Annotated in this window: 11 protein-coding genes and 5 pseudogenes; 9 read left to right on the forward strand and 7 right to left on the reverse strand. The window is 62.0% G+C overall.

Annotation, left to right across the window (positions count from 1 at the left end; all coding sequences use genetic code 11):
* Positions 1-358 precede the first annotated feature (358 nt).
* Complete coding sequence (locus AWB81_RS36385; protein ID WP_062642664.1) at positions 359-1,282, forward strand: transporter; 924 nt, start codon at positions 359-361, stop codon at positions 1,280-1,282.
* Between the two features lie 126 nt (positions 1,283-1,408).
* Positions 1,409-1,890, forward strand: a pseudogene (locus tag AWB81_RS36390) (MarR family winged helix-turn-helix transcriptional regulator); the annotation flags it as partial.
* A gap of 180 nt (positions 1,891-2,070) precedes the next feature.
* Here AWB81_RS36390 and AWB81_RS36395 read toward each other — a convergent pair.
* Positions 2,071-2,337 carry a hypothetical protein gene (locus AWB81_RS36395; RefSeq protein ID WP_143753523.1) on the reverse strand — a complete coding sequence of 89 codons (267 nt, stop codon included), beginning with the start codon at positions 2,335-2,337 and terminating at the stop codon, positions 2,071-2,073.
* A 475-nt stretch (positions 2,338-2,812) separates the two neighbouring features.
* On the opposite strand from AWB81_RS36395, the gene AWB81_RS36400 reads away from it, so the two are divergent.
* From AWB81_RS36400 to AWB81_RS36410, 3 genes are all read left to right on the forward strand, one after another.
* Complete coding sequence (locus AWB81_RS36400) at positions 2,813-3,073, forward strand: hypothetical protein (RefSeq protein ID WP_062642671.1); 261 nt, start codon at positions 2,813-2,815, stop codon at positions 3,071-3,073.
* A 71-nt stretch (positions 3,074-3,144) separates the two neighbouring features.
* On the forward strand, positions 3,145-4,476 hold the full coding sequence (locus tag AWB81_RS36405; protein ID WP_062642674.1) for an LLM class flavin-dependent oxidoreductase: 1,332 nt from the start codon (positions 3,145-3,147) through the stop codon (positions 4,474-4,476).
* Positions 4,477-4,801: 325 nt separating this feature from the next.
* Positions 4,802-5,152 (forward strand): DUF3088 domain-containing protein, encoded by a 351-nt coding sequence (locus AWB81_RS36410; protein WP_062642676.1) that lies wholly within the window; start codon positions 4,802-4,804, stop codon positions 5,150-5,152.
* A gap of 20 nt (positions 5,153-5,172) precedes the next feature.
* Here the strand turns inward: AWB81_RS36410 and AWB81_RS36415 are convergent, their stop codons facing one another.
* The 6 genes and pseudogenes from AWB81_RS36415 to AWB81_RS46045 form a co-directional block, all read right to left on the reverse strand.
* Entirely contained in the window at positions 5,173-6,051 is an 879-nt protein-coding gene (locus tag AWB81_RS36415) for an ABC transporter permease (protein ID WP_062642678.1), read from the reverse strand.
* The gene (locus AWB81_RS36420; RefSeq protein ID WP_062642685.1) at positions 6,048-7,040 is read right to left on the reverse strand and encodes an ABC transporter permease; all 993 of its coding nucleotides are present in this window, start codon (positions 7,038-7,040) and stop codon (positions 6,048-6,050) included. The genes AWB81_RS36415 and AWB81_RS36420 overlap by 4 nt, the downstream gene beginning before the upstream one ends.
* A 5-nt stretch (positions 7,041-7,045) precedes the next feature.
* Positions 7,046-8,764: an ABC transporter substrate-binding protein gene (locus tag AWB81_RS36425; protein WP_062642687.1), complete on the reverse strand. Its 1,719-nt coding sequence runs from the start codon at positions 8,762-8,764 to the stop codon at positions 7,046-7,048.
* Positions 8,730-10,403: pseudogene (locus AWB81_RS36430) on the reverse strand (ABC transporter ATP-binding protein). The gene AWB81_RS36425 and the pseudogene AWB81_RS36430 overlap by 35 nt, the downstream one beginning before the upstream one ends.
* On the reverse strand, positions 10,400-10,708 hold the full coding sequence (locus AWB81_RS36435; protein ID WP_374730542.1) for a hypothetical protein: 309 nt from the start codon (positions 10,706-10,708) through the stop codon (positions 10,400-10,402). The pseudogene AWB81_RS36430 and the gene AWB81_RS36435 overlap by 4 nt, the downstream one beginning before the upstream one ends.
* A 200-nt stretch (positions 10,709-10,908) precedes the next feature.
* On the reverse strand, positions 10,909-11,052 hold the full coding sequence (locus AWB81_RS46045; protein WP_159938996.1) for a hypothetical protein: 144 nt from the start codon (positions 11,050-11,052) through the stop codon (positions 10,909-10,911).
* Positions 11,053-11,415: 363 nt separating this feature from the next.
* On the opposite strand from AWB81_RS46045, the gene AWB81_RS36440 reads away from it, so the two are divergent.
* The 4 genes and pseudogenes from AWB81_RS36440 to AWB81_RS36455 all read left to right on the forward strand — a co-directional run.
* A complete protein-coding gene (locus tag AWB81_RS36440) occupies positions 11,416-11,652 on the forward strand; it encodes a hypothetical protein (protein WP_062642682.1) in 237 nt (78 codons plus the stop codon).
* Between the two features lie 36 nt (positions 11,653-11,688).
* Positions 11,689-11,979 (forward strand): annotated as a pseudogene (locus tag AWB81_RS36445) (type 2 periplasmic-binding domain-containing protein); the annotation flags it as partial.
* A pseudogene (locus AWB81_RS47450) lies at positions 11,973-12,098 on the forward strand (amino acid ABC transporter permease); the annotation flags it as partial. The pseudogenes AWB81_RS36445 and AWB81_RS47450, both read left to right, overlap by 7 nt.
* A pseudogene (locus tag AWB81_RS36455) lies at positions 12,095-12,286 on the forward strand (amino acid ABC transporter permease); the annotation flags it as partial. The pseudogenes AWB81_RS47450 and AWB81_RS36455, both read left to right, overlap by 4 nt.
* Between the last annotated feature and the right edge of the window lie 303 nt (positions 12,287-12,589).

The following is a 12,589-nucleotide window of genomic DNA, read 5'->3' on the forward strand; positions in this document are numbered from 1 at the left end:
CTCGCTCTGCACGAGATTACGGAGATGTACCGCATCTTCAGGCAGAACGAATGACCTTATTTGTGGGTAAAGACCAGCGCTCTTCGGGGCGAGGCGGGCGCGATGAACGTGACGCGGCCTCGGGGATCGCGCCTGTTCTTGCCGGACGGCGGCAAGCCGCGCTGCGGGGACCCGCGGAACCACTTACCGGCCACTCCGGCTGCGCGTTCGTCCCATAACCGGCAGGCAGCGCGAACGATTGGACCAAGGTCCTATACCCCATGACTGAGCTCACTGATACGCTGGGTCAATCAGGCTGGCGGTTCCCGCTCCGATCGCGTCGTGCATCGTCGCCGTTGCCAGCCAGGTAGACCTGACCATGAGGTGTCCATTCATCCATTGGACGCATCGGCACGCCGTCGCCGTTGCGCTCCTGCTTCTGACGATCACGGCGCAAGCGCAGGAGTTGGAGCCGCGCAGCTATTCGCCCTCCCCGATCGGCACGAACTTTCTTGTCGCCAGCTACGGGTATCTGTATGGCGATGTGCTGACGGATCCGTCCTTGCCCATTAGCGGCGTGCACGCGAAGATCAGCATCGTGTCGCTCGCCTACTCACGCACGTTCGCGCTGGCTGGCCATACGGCGTCGCTCGCGTTCGCGATGCCCTTCAGCAGCGGCAATCTCAGCGGCGTCGTTATCGGCGCGCCAACCGAAGTGCATCGCGCCGGCATTGGCGATCTCAAGCTGCGCTTCGCGTGGACGTTCATCGGCAGTCCGGCGCTTACGCCCGAGGAATTCGCCCGGCGCGAGCAAGCGACCTCGGCCGGCATCAGCCTGACGATGTCGGCTCCGACCGGTCAGTATCTCCCTTCCCGGCTGGTCAACATAGGCGCCAACCGCTGGGGAATCAGGCCGGAGATCGGCATCTCGCAGCCCTATGGAAACTGGTTCCTCGATGCCTCGGCCGGTGCGTGGTTCTTCACCCGCAACAACGATTTCTTCCACGGCAACACGCGAGGCCAGGATCCGCTCATGCTGCTGCAACTGCACGCTGGGTACAGCTTCCGTCCGGGGTTATGGATTGCGGCCGACATCGGCTACGCCGCGGGCGGCCGATCAAGCGTGAACGGGGTACCCAATGAAGACAGGCAGGCCAACATGCGTTACGGCCTGACCTTCTCCGCGCCCTTCGCACGCGGTTGGTCCGCGAAGCTGGCGCTTTCCAACGGGTTCGTCACACGCGCAGGCGGCGACTACAAGTCCGTCGCGTTTGCGCTTCAATATCGGTGGTTCGATCGTTGATTGGGGTGCGCCTGTCGCCTGCCTCTTGCCTCATCTCGCCCGTTGCGCGATCGCATCGGCAAGAACCGTTAAGTTGATCACCAAGACCACGGCCTTTCGGCTCGGTTTGGTTTCCACATACATCGACGCAAGTTGGTTCGCGAACTTGGCTTCATGCGAGCTACTTTGGCGGACCGCGATCTCGCGCCGTCTGCTGTTCACGCACTGCTTGAGATCGGTCGGCACCGGGAATAACTACGAAAGACTTGGCGGTGCTGTTGCGGTTAGACAAGTCAAACACCAGTCGACAGATTGCACGGCTGGAGTCGAGTGGCTTTGTCGAACGTCGGGTCTCTGACGGGGATGCCCGTTCGTCCGAGCTCTATCTGACGGTCGCGGGCAAGCAGCTTAGGCAAAAAATCGACCGGTTTGCGTCGTCTCAGGTATCCAGTGCCCTGCAGCGTTTGAGCCATTCTGATCAGAAGGAACTGATGCGCGTCCTCGGGCTTTATGCCGAGTCCCTCGGACAGGACAACGTCGCGGATACAGCGACCAAGGGATTGTGCGCTCCGTCCATAACCGAGGGCTATCAGCCAGGCTGCATTGGCGATGTCACCAGTTTGCATGCAGTGGGGAACGAAGGTGGTTGAGCAACGCTTAGTTTCAGCGCTTCCTGTAGACGCAGGTCGTTGTTCGCGGATAGGTAGACGGGTATCGGTTCGTCTTCCACCCACGTTTGACGAATCAGCATTTCGCTAACCCGATTTTGCTTTCGCAGATCGATCGCCATCAGGTGCCGCGCAAGGCAATCAATCAGCTTGAGGTAGCGCAGACAGGTTGTAGTCCGGGGCTGCAACTCCTTCAGAGTCGGCGAAAAATCCTTCAACGTGGTCCGCGCCGAAGGTGGCGACCGTTTTCCGGCGGGCGAGCAAATAGTCGTGCAGACGCGAGACCATCGAACAGTGCTGAGTGATGGAACGATTCGCAAAGGCGTGTCGGTCCGCTCCGGTCGCTTCAGCGCGCTGCCACTGTGCGTAAGCCTCGTCGGGATCGGTCAGCCAGAGTTCCGGGATCATGAAGTCGATATACTGAAATGCGCTTATCGCCAATCTACCGCGAAGCTAACGCTTCGCCGATCCATGTATCCAACAAGCGGGGTCACGGCTACTTCAAAACGTTCACGATTGGGTGGAGGTACGCTGCTGGTCCGCCAACGACGATAAAGCGTTCGAAGCTGGGGCTACCGCGCTTGGCAAGCCGGTCTGGGGCTATCGATCGAGAGGCGGTACGCTTCGACAACGAGTTGAAGCCGCGCCCGCCGACAGAGCGTTCTGTTCTTGCCGGCATTTCCCGGCGTTCTTCACCTATGCGAATCTCCTGACGATCGCGCTGAACATCGTGCCGGACGACCAATTCTTTTCTGGGCGGGACGTCGGGAGCGCGTGAGATCGCAGAACAACCGCCTGGTGCTATGCATCACAGAAATGCTTGTTTGTCGAACCTGTTTCGACGGCATAGATTGAAGCCATCCGTAAGCAGAAGGGGGGAGCCATGCCACGATTCCTGACGCAGTACTGGCATTCGTTGTTCGCGAGCCTGGAAGAGGTCCGCGAGCGTCGTTTCCTGCGCGATGGCAGGCGCGCATTGAACGGATGCGGATGCGAGACCGCGGCGCCCGACACAGGTCGCGATGACGAAGCGAGCCGCGCGGAGCGGCTCGAATACATCGCGCTGTATGCGCAGGCGGGGTACTTCAACATGGGCTATGCCGTCGACGCATTTCAGCCACCCGCCGAGCCTCCGCCCCACTAGGGGTGTTTTGAGCAGCCTTTTACGAGTTGGAGTAATTTGGCGCCACCTGCAACTCGTTCATCACCGACGCGATGCCCCATTCCCGACAACTCCATCTCGGCGCGTTCATGCGGCCGGTCAGCTTGCATACCGGCGCGTGGCGTTTTCCCGGCGCCTATCCCGACGCCAATTTCAACTTCAAGCATCTGAAGCGCTTCGTGCAGACGCTGGAAAAAGCCTGCTTCGACGCGTTCTTCATGGCCGATCATCTCGCGGTGCTGAACATGCCGGTGGACGCGCTCAAGCGCAGTCACACCGCGACTTCGTTCGAGCCGTTCACGCTGCTGTCCGCGCTGGCGTCGGTCACTGAACGCATCGGCCTCATCGCGACCGCCTCGACGACCTTCGACGAGCCGTATCACATCGCCCGGCGTTTTGCGTCGCTCGATCATCTGAGCGAGGGGCGCGCCGGCTGGAACCTCGTGACCACATCGAATCCCGATGCGGCGCGCAACTTCGGCCGCGAGGAGCACATGGAGCACGACGAGCGCTACCGGCGTGCGCGCGAGTTCTACGACGTTGTCACGGGTCTCTGGGACAGCTGGGCCGACGACGCCTTCGTGCGCGACACGGACGCCGGCCTCTTCTTCGATCCCTCGAAACTGCACGTGCTCGATCACAAAGGCAAGTATCTGTCCGTGCGCGGGCCACTGAACATCGCGCGGCCCGTGCAGGGCTGGCCCGTGGTGGTGCAGGCTGGGTCGTCGGAAGCGGGCAAGCAACTGGCCGCCGAAACCGCCGATGCGGTTTTCACGGCGCAATCGAATCTCGCCGCAGGCAAGCGCTTTTATGCCGACGTAAAGGGCCGCATGGAGCAACTGGGCCGTGAGCGCGACCATCTGAAGATTCTGCCCGGCGCGTTCGTGGTGGTGGGCGACACGCGCGACCAGGCGCTCGAAAAACGCGCGCTCCTCGACACGTTCGTTCACTACGAAAGCGGCATCGCATCGCTGTCGATTGCGTTGGGGCACGATGTCTCGCCCTTCGATCCCGACGGCCCGCTGCCCGAGATTCCCGAAACCAATGCAAGCCGAAGCTCCCGCGAGCGTGTGATCGAGCTGGCGCGCGCAGAGAGATTGACCATTCGCGAGCTGGCCCAGCGCGTGGGCGGCTATTCCGGTTTGCAGATGGTGGGCACGGCGGTGGAGATTGCCGACGAGATGGAGCAATGGCTCGTCGAGGAGGGCAGTGACGGATTCAACGTGATGTTCCCGTATCTGCCCGAAGGTCTCGACGATTTCGTGGGGAAGGTCGTACCCGAGCTTCAGCGGCGCGGCATCTTCCGGCGGGCATACGAAGGCGCGACGTTGCGCGATCACTTCGGCTTACCGCGCCCGGGCAACCGATTCTTTGAAGGGCGATGAAGAAGAATGCGGCCGCTATCGGCTGAGCGCGGTGTTTGCACTTCCAGGCGCCGCGTCATTCGCGCTCTAAGAATCTCGGCGATGGTAGCACCACCGTGCATTGGCTTGGAAGATGCGGTTGATTCATTTTGCTTTCGCGCGCTGACGCGGGCCACAAGCACCTTCAAATACATGGCAGGCGTTCGTCAACGAAGAAATATGCTGCCAGGCGCGCTAGCCGGCCGGCTCCTCGCGAAGCGCATATTTCCATATCAGATGTGATTCGTTCCAATCGCCGCGCAGGGTGGATAACCTGATCCGCGTCTCAACCACCATGTCGACAACCATGAGCCAACGCGATTTGCTGATCCTGCTGGAACCAGGCTTCTCCGACCCCAAGCATCCGGGCGAAGTTTTCATCTGTCCCGATGGCGCGCCGATCGAAGGATTGCTCGCGAGCGATCCTGCTCGCAATGCGCGGCTCGACATCCGTCGCGTGCCCTTCACACGGCCACGCAAGGCCGCCGTCGAAGCATTGGGCGAAGAACATCAAAGCCTGCCCGTGCTAGTCTTCGGCGACGCCTACCCCGCGCCGTCCGATGCGAAATCGGCCGGTGACAAGCGCTTCGTCACCGATACGCGCCGCATCCTCGCGCTGCTCGCGGAGCGGCACGGTTTTCCCAAGGTGCACGACTGAAGCCGGCGATCTGCGGTTGATCAAGGCTGCAGCCCTTCGAACTCCTCCAGTTTCGGCGCACCGTCGCGCCGCCGGTTCCTGCGCAGCCGCGGATTGAACGCGGTATGCAGCGCATCGCTCAGCAGATTGAGCGCGAGCACCGTCAACGCGATCGCCGATCCCGGCACCGCGATCATGTACCACGCGGTGCGCAGCGCCTCGCGTCCGGTGCCGACCATCGAGCCCCAGCTTACGACGTTCGGATCGCCGAGCCCGAGGAACGACAACGCCGCTTCCGAGAGGATCGCGTTCGCCACCAGCAGCGCCGTGGACACCAGAATCGGCGTCAGCGCATTGGGCAGGATTTCGATGAAGATCAGATGCGCATCGCTTGCGCCGAGCGCCACGCTTGCGCTCACGAACTCGCGCTCGCGCAGCACGATGAACTCGCCGCGCGTGAGCCGCGCTATGCTCGGCCAGGCCGTCACGCCGAGCGCGAAGACGATCGTGGAAAGCGAAGGCGTGAGAATCGCGACGAGGATGATGGCAAGCAGGAACGGCGGCACGGTTTGAAAAAATTCGGTGACCGCCATGAGCACCTGATCGATCAAGCCGCCGAAATAACCCGCAATCGCGCCGATCAGCACGCCCAGCACGAGCGCGATGATCGCCACCGACGCGCCCACATACAACGACACCCGCGCGCCACGAAAGAGCCCGGAGAGCAGATCGCGGCCCATCAGGTCGGTGCCGAGCGGATAGGCATGATCGGCGCCGGGCCATAGATAGGGCGCGGCCACCATATCGAGAGGATCGCCGGGAAAGAGCCAGTTGGCCGAGAGCGCGGCGATGAGCGCGAGCGCGAGCAGGATCGCCCCGATCAGCGCGGACGGCTGCCGCAAAAAGCGAAGGAGCTTCATCGACGATACCTCGTGCGTGGATCGACCAGCCCGTAGAGCAGATCGACGATCAGGTTCAATGCGACCACCAGCACCGCGGAGAACAGCAACACGCCGACCAGCAGATTGACGTCGCGGCTCTTGATGGCTTCGAACGACAGTTGCCCGAGCCCCGGCCACCCGAACACCGTCTCGACGATCACCGAGCCGCCGATCAGCGCGCTGCCTTGCAGGCCGAGCATCGTGAGCACGGGCAGCAGTGCATGCCGCAGCGCGTGATGCGTCACGACATACCAGGGCCGTCCGCCTTTCGCGCGCGCGGTGCGGATGAAGTCTTCCTGCAGCGTCTCGATCATCGACGCCCGCGCGAGCCGTGCGAAGATGGCGACGTAGTACAGCACGAGCGTCGCGGCAGGCAGCACGAGATGGCGCAGCCGGTCGAGCAGAAGCGCGGCGCCATGATGCGCGACGTTGGTATCGACGACACCGCCGATCGGCAGCCATTCCAGATGTACGCCGAAGATGACGATCAGCATCAAGGCGGTCCAGAACATCGGTGCGGAATAGCCGATGGTGGCAAGCGACGACACGAGCGTATCGACGACACCGTGCGGACGGCGCGCGGCAAGCACGCCGAGCAGCATGCCGAGACTCACGGAGACGACGAGCGCCGTGCCGATGAGCGCGAGCGTCGCGGGCAGGCGGCCGAAGATCAGCGCGGACACCGGTTCGCCGAAGCGAAACGAAAAGCCCAGATCGAGCCGCAGTGCGTGCCCGACGTAGTGCAGCAGCTGCCACGCGACGTTGTGATCGAGCCCGTACGCCTCGCGCAACTGCGCCACGAATTGCGGCGAGACGTTGCCGCTCTCGCTCGCGATGACATCGACGAGATCGCCGGGCATCAGCTTGAGCAGCACGAAGTTGAGCACCGTCGTGCCGAGAAGCACGAGCACGAGGTGAATCAGCCTGCGTCCGATCCTGCGTCCGGCGAGCGCCGAGGTCAGTTGCATGATGATCACGCCTTGTCGAACCAGACCCGCGCGAAATTGGCACGCGAATGGCTGGCTGTATCGGTGACGTTGCGCAGGTTCTTCGCCCAGACGCCGAACCAGCGGAACTCGAAGAGGTTGATGAGCGACAGGTCACGCTGCGCGATTCTCTGCAACTGGAAGTACAGGTCGCGCCGCTTAGCCGGGTCGGTCTCGGTCTGTGCGGCCTCGATCACGCGGTCCATCTCCGGGCTTGCATAACCGGACGCGTTGAACCAGGGCGTTCCCTTCGACTCCGCCTTGGACCAGTAATGCTGCTCGATTCCGATCTGCGGGTCGAGACCGTCGGTGCCCCAACTGCTGATGAGCTGGAAGTTGTATTCGGTGAAGACGTTCTTGAGCCACGTCGGCAGATCCTGCCCGCGCAAGGTCACGTCAATCCCCACACGGCGCAGCGCCTGCCGCACGAATTCGCCCGTGCGTCGATAGTCGTCGCCGTAGGGGATGAAATCGTGATTGAGCTTGAAACGCCAGCCGTCTGCCTGCTTCGGGAAGCCGGCCTTGTCGAGCAGCGCTTCGGCGCGTTTCGGGTCATACGGATATTGCTGCGTGTCCGGTGTGTAGAACGCTTTCACGAGCGACGCTTCCGGGCCGGTCGCCGGCACCGCATAGCCGCCCCAGACCGTCGCGACCAGCACGTCGCGATTGATTGCATGCGCGATCGCCTGGCGCACTTCGAGCTTGGCAAGGATCGGATCGCGCAGGTTCGGTTCGAGCCAGAACCACGCCGCGTAGCCGTTATAGCCTTCGCGCGAAACGATGAGGTTCGGCAGCTTGGCGAGACGGTCGGCATCCGCGAAGGTCACGGGGTTGCGCTCGCCGTATTGCGCCGCGCCGGTTTCGAGCGCGGTCGCGCGCCCCGACACGTCCGGCGTGATCTTCCACGTCAGGCGATCGAGATAGGGCTGGCCCGGCGCCCAATACTTCTCGTAGCGGTCGAGCACGATACGGTCGCCGCGCAGCCACTCGGTGAACTTGAACGGACCGGTGCCGATGGGCTTGTTGTTGTACGGATTGTTGCGGATGTCCGTATTCTCGTAGAGATGCTTCGGCAGGATCGGCGTGCCGAGCGAATCGAGAATGCCGAAGGTCGCGGGCGTCGACTTCGACAGATACAGCACGACCGTATGGGCGTCGGGTGTGTCGATCTTCGTGAGGTATTGCAGCACGCGCCGCGCGGCCGGGCTGATCTTCAGCCAGACTTCCTCGGCGGAGAACTTCACGTCGGCGGAAGTGAAGGGCTTGCCGTCATGCCACGTCGCGTTCTGGCGCAGCTTGAAGGTCCAGGTAAGGCTGTCCGGTGAGACGGTCCAGCTCTCGGCCAGTTGTGGCCGCGGCTTCAGGTCGGGACCGTACTCGACCAGGCCATCGAAAATCTTGCTCGCCACCGCACCGATCATGGTCGCGGAGTTGACAAAGAACGCGAGCGTCGGCGGTTCGGGGTGGAGGACCGCCGTGAGCGTGCCGCCCTGTTTCGCGCCGCTGAGTGTGATCGGCGTCGCTTCGGTCGCGGCCCACGCTTCGCCCGTGAACATGAAAGGCGTCGCCGCGCCCGCGAGCAGCGCGCCTGCGCCTTTCAGCAAGCGGCGCCGCTTGAGATCGGCCACCGCGGCTCCGAGCGGATCATCGCGGAACAGAAGTGTCGAGGTCCTAGGCGGCTGAGGCTTGCTCGGTTTGAAAGTCACGATCAATTTTCCTTGTGTTGAATGGCAACGGCACATGCGACGACGGCACCGCGTCGATCAGGGTGCGCGTATAGGGGTGTTGCGGCGAGGTCCAGATGGAAGCGTGATTGCCGCTTTCGACGATCCGCCCCGCCTGCATGACGAGCACGCGATCGGCGATATAGCGCACCACCGAGAGATCGTGCGAGATGAAGAGCAGGGCGAGGCTGAATTCGTTCTTGAGGTCGGTGAGCAGGTCGAGAATCTGCGCCTGAATGGAGACGTCGAGCGCGGAAACCGGCTCGTCGCAGATGACGAGTTCCGGTTGCAGCACGAGCGCCCGAGCAATGCCGATGCGTTGTCGCTGGCCACCCGAGAACTCGTGCGGTTAGCGCCGCAGCGCCGACGCGGGCAGTCCGACGGCATCCACGATGCGGCGGATTTTCGCGTCGCGTTCGCGCCGCGCCGAAACGCCGTGAATCGAAAGCGCGAGGCCGAGCGTCCTTTCGACCGTATGCCGCGGATTGAGCGAGCCGTACGGGTCCTGAAAGATCATCTGCACACGCCTGCGATACGGCCGCAACGCGTGGCGGCTCTGATGCGTTACATCCTCGCCATCGAACACGATGCTGCCGCGCGTCGGTTCGATGAGGCGCGTCAACGCGCCCGAGAGCGATGACTTGCCGCATCCCGATTCACCGACGAGCCCGACGGTTTCGCCTGCGCGGACATCGAAGCTGACGCCATCGACGGCGCGTACGGCGCGGTAATCGACGCACACGTCTTTCGCTTCGAGCAATACGCGTGAAGGGTCGACGGAAGGCCGCCGTTCTTCGCAGTGCACCTCTGTCAGCCGCGTGTCGCTGTAATGCAGCCCCGCGCCGAAGTGCAGCGACGCACCGAGCAACGCTCGCGTGTAAGGCTGCTTCGGTTGCGCGAAGAGCGCGGCGCTCGTGGCCTCCTCGACCTTCGCGCCGTCCTTCATCACGATGACGCGATCTGCCCAGCGCGACACGACGCCGAGGTCATGCGTGATGAGCAGCACCGTCATCGCCAATTCGCGGCGCAAGCTGTCGATGAGTTCGAGAATCTGCGCCTGAATGGTGACGTCGAGCGCGGTCGTGGGTTCGTCCGCGATCAAGAGGCCGGGGCGGCACGCGACTGCGATCGCGATCATCACGCGTTGCCGCTGGCCGCCGGACAATTCGTGCGGATACGAATCGAAGCGGCGTGACGGCTCTGGCAGACGCACGAGGTCGAGCAGTTCGAGTGCTGCGTTGCGTGCTGCTTGCGACGACATCGGCCGATGCAGCGTCAACGCTTCGGCCACTTGCCTGCCGACCGGCTGAAGCGGATTCAGCGAGGTCATCGGCTCCTGAAAGATCATGCTGACGCGGTTGCCGCGCAGCGCGCTCCATTCGCGTTCGCGCTGACCGAGTAGCGACTGGCCTTCGAAGCGGATCGCGCCCTGCACGCGTGCCTGCGAGGGCAGCAGGCCCATCGTCGCCAATGCGATGGTCGATTTGCCGCTGCCGGATTCGCCGACCAGCGCGAGCATCTCGCCGCGCTCGATCGCGAGATCGATCGGATGGACCGCGGCGTGGCCGTCGAAGGACACGGCCAGCTTGTCGAGCTCGAGCAACGGTGTCGCGGCGTTCATCGCACTCTGGCGCAAGGCGCCCCTGACAAGTTACGAAAAGTGGCGCCCGTATGCCGGGAGTTGAGCCACGCATAGCCGCCGAACAGCTTTTCGCGCAGCGTGCCTTGATCGTAGGACGTCTTGTAGGCGCCTCGGACCTGCAGCTTGGGAATCGCGAGATCGATGAAATCCTCGTAGCTCTCCGGCGGTACGGTGTGCGTCAAATTGAAGCCGTCGATGTCTGCTTCATGAAGCTTCCGGTAGTCCGTCGAACGGTCGCGTGGATGCGTCCAAAGGCCATGATTCATATGGCCGACGCAGTTCATGTTGAACGCGTTCAGAATGATTTGCTTTTTGCTCATGGAGGGTCATGCGACGAACTGGTGGCTGAATGCGCCGAACGATGCCGAATGACGCCGTTCGCGCAATTCCGGTAAAACGAACAGGGTGGCACAGGGAAGCTGAACGACTAACCATTAAATCCGCATTTGTATTTCACGCGCGCGTTGCGTGGTGTCCGCTCGTCTCAGGAGACACCGATGCGCCATTGCCCCGGCGGCAGCTTGCCGTTCACCGCAAAGTCTCCGACAAGTTTTTCGGTGGGACCCGTGCCCCAGGCCTGGCCCACGACAACGCCCGGAGGCAGTAAAGTATTGCGATCGAAGCTCATGGTGCCCGGTCGTGATTCGTGAAGCGGCGATTATCGAGCAGGAGCGCGTGCGCGCTAAACGATGATTTGTCAGAACCTAATGCGAAGTTGGTGCGGCTTGGGTCAGTCGGATGGATTTTTTGCTGTTGGTTTGACGCTGCTTTTTTAGCGTAGTTTGATGCGTTTGGGCCTCTATGAAGACGGCGCTTCTGTCTGTCCATTAGTACAGGGGCAACGCCACTAAGCCACAAGCAAGGCGACACGCGCAAATGAAGAGCTCCGGATACGAGCGCTCATTTACTAACGATAAATCCTTCGTTGGTGCCGTGTGTCCGCACGCACTAGCATGAAGTGCATCGGGCGATTTTGTCCGCAAGCGCCTTTATGGAACCCTTCATGCGATACAAGGACTACGACGTCGCACCGTCCGCGCATTCGTTGCCCGACGGCCTATACGCAGCGAACCTGATCATCGAAAGCAGAGTATCGCCGCACGGCTCGTCGTTCACGTTCGACGCGCTCGATTACTTCTTCGATGCCGATCACGCCATCGCGTATGCCTCGCATTGGGCCCGGCTGTGGATAGATCTGCGCAGCAATCAAGCGCGGCGCCGGAACTAAATCGGACCTCGCATCGCTACGCAACAGGTGCTCGCGCAGTTCCCGTCCGCGAGCAGCATCGCGTATCACGACACTCCGTTCGCGCTCGCTGCGCTTCGGGCGGGCAACGTTCAGTCCATCACCCAGGACGGGCCGAAGCTGGTCGCGCTGCTTGCGCGTGTCACAGACAAGGCGAACTACGATATCCCGGCCTTCACGATCCGCAAGGACTACGAGGGAGTGGGCGTGCCGAAGGGCGAGACCCGTCTGCTCGACGCCGTGAATGGCACGTTCAAGCAACTCGAAACGGGCGGCGAGGCCACGAAGATCTACAACACCTGGTGGTAAAGAATTCCTCACTCACGATGGCGATCGGCGTGGGCGAACTGTCGTACATGTCGCGTCAGGTGGATACCGAGATGTTCAAGACGCTTCAGACGTTCGGAACGGCGACAGTGTTCTACTTGCATATTTCGTCGGAGTGCCGGAATTTACGTTCCTCGCCAATCAGCTCAATAACCGCCTGATGGTGTACCCGGCGCAGATATTCCTGTTCGTCGGCTTCGTTTATCTGGTGCTTTGCGGCGCGCTCCAGTGCGGTCCAGCATCCGGATACGGATCATTCGAAAGCGGCCTGAAGTCACCTTTCGCGTGAAATTTGCAAGGTTGCGGGGGAAGAGAGCCGTTTGTGAAAGCGCGCGGGCGTAGCCGCATCGAGCACGGACTCTAAATCCAGCGATTCAGACCCGCCGCGACATACTCTTTGCCTTCACGAACGATGGCCTGTACGAGCACTGTTGTGGTCGTGGTGCCGTCGCCGGCGAGATCACTGATTTTCGAGCGATTGGAGAACGGCGGCCTCAAAAGTGAGGTGCAACACTTATCTCGTATAAGGTGTTGCAATGCCCGACAAAACTACTTCATACCAGCACCTTCAACCTGAAGAACGCCTCGCCAT

Source organism: Caballeronia arationis, from assembly GCF_001544975.2.
Lineage (GTDB): Bacteria > Pseudomonadota > Gammaproteobacteria > Burkholderiales > Burkholderiaceae > Caballeronia > Caballeronia arationis.

Bases quoted from the DNA above. Each gene is read 5' to 3' on its own strand.
- AWB81_RS36385 (WP_062642664.1), top strand. From the start codon at position 359: ATGAGGTGTCCATTCATCCATTGGACGCATCGGCACGCCGTCGCCGTT.
- AWB81_RS36395 (WP_143753523.1), bottom strand. From the start codon at position 2,337: ATGATCCCGGAACTCTGGCTGACCGATCCCGACGAGGCTTACGCACAG.
- AWB81_RS36400 (WP_062642671.1), top strand. From the start codon at position 2,813: ATGCCACGATTCCTGACGCAGTACTGGCATTCGTTGTTCGCGAGCCTG.
- AWB81_RS36405 (WP_062642674.1), top strand. From the start codon at position 3,145: ATGCCCCATTCCCGACAACTCCATCTCGGCGCGTTCATGCGGCCGGTC.
- AWB81_RS36410 (WP_062642676.1), top strand. From the start codon at position 4,802: ATGAGCCAACGCGATTTGCTGATCCTGCTGGAACCAGGCTTCTCCGAC.
- AWB81_RS36415 (WP_062642678.1), bottom strand. From the start codon at position 6,051: ATGAAGCTCCTTCGCTTTTTGCGGCAGCCGTCCGCGCTGATCGGGGCG.
- AWB81_RS36420 (WP_062642685.1), bottom strand. From the start codon at position 7,040: ATGCAACTGACCTCGGCGCTCGCCGGACGCAGGATCGGACGCAGGCTG.
- AWB81_RS36435 (WP_374730542.1), bottom strand. From the start codon at position 10,708: ATGAACTGCGTCGGCCATATGAATCATGGCCTTTGGACGCATCCACGC.
- AWB81_RS46045 (WP_159938996.1), bottom strand. From the start codon at position 11,052: ATGAGCTTCGATCGCAATACTTTACTGCCTCCGGGCGTTGTCGTGGGC.
- AWB81_RS36440 (WP_062642682.1), top strand. From the start codon at position 11,416: ATGGAACCCTTCATGCGATACAAGGACTACGACGTCGCACCGTCCGCG.